The sequence below is a fragment of the Brasilonema octagenarum UFV-OR1 genome (assembly GCF_963888615.1).
Classification (GTDB): domain Bacteria; phylum Cyanobacteriota; class Cyanobacteriia; order Cyanobacteriales; family Nostocaceae; genus Brasilonema; species Brasilonema sennae.
This window is the reverse complement of sequence record NZ_CAWPKW010000383.1, coordinates 1-627: the sequence shown is the minus strand read 5'-3', so window position 1 is coordinate 627 and position 627 is coordinate 1. Positions and strand designations below refer to the sequence as shown.

Genomic DNA, 627 nt, shown 5'->3' with positions numbered 1-627 from the left:
CAAATGCAGCTATCACAACTCAAAGCATTGCTGGCACAAATCCCACAAAAAAACCTTGACTATGCCCGTTGTCTGCGAGACTTGCAAGCTCATCATACAGCTATTACTACAAATATCAGTAATTACGGTATTTGCTTAGAAAAAATCACTGATATTGCAGGAGACAGCCCTAAATTATGGCAAGATTTTCTCAATCGCTCCTGTCAGCAATGGCAACAACAAATACAAACTGATATTAACTACCTTACCCCTGCTCAAGAGTTGTTCGGACGGATGATTGATACTATCCGAGGTATTGTAGAAACAGAACAAGCCGAACGCGATCGCTCTCTAGAAAACACCATCCAAATCGTCGGTGTCGGCTTAGGTGCAGGTGCGATCATCTCTGGCGTTGTCACTCAACATATAGACAAAATTAACCAACCCCTAAGTACCATACTTCCTAAAAACCAGCTTTACGCATCCTTATTATTGAGTATTTTGGCTACCTTGTTTTTTACCGCTTTGGCTTGGCTTAGGATTAAACTCAAGAAATAGTATCGTTCCACTCAACCATTGTTTGTTGGGTTTCTCCACGGTAAGCCCAACTTCCTAGCTATTCCTGAGGGAACCCCACCCCGCCAAAGC

Annotated in this window: 1 pseudogene; it reads left to right on the top strand. The window is 42.7% G+C overall.

From position 1 onward, the window contains the following. Positions 1–537: pseudogene (locus tag AC5590_RS33925) on the top strand (hypothetical protein); the annotation flags it as partial. Positions 538–627 lie beyond the last annotated feature (90 nt).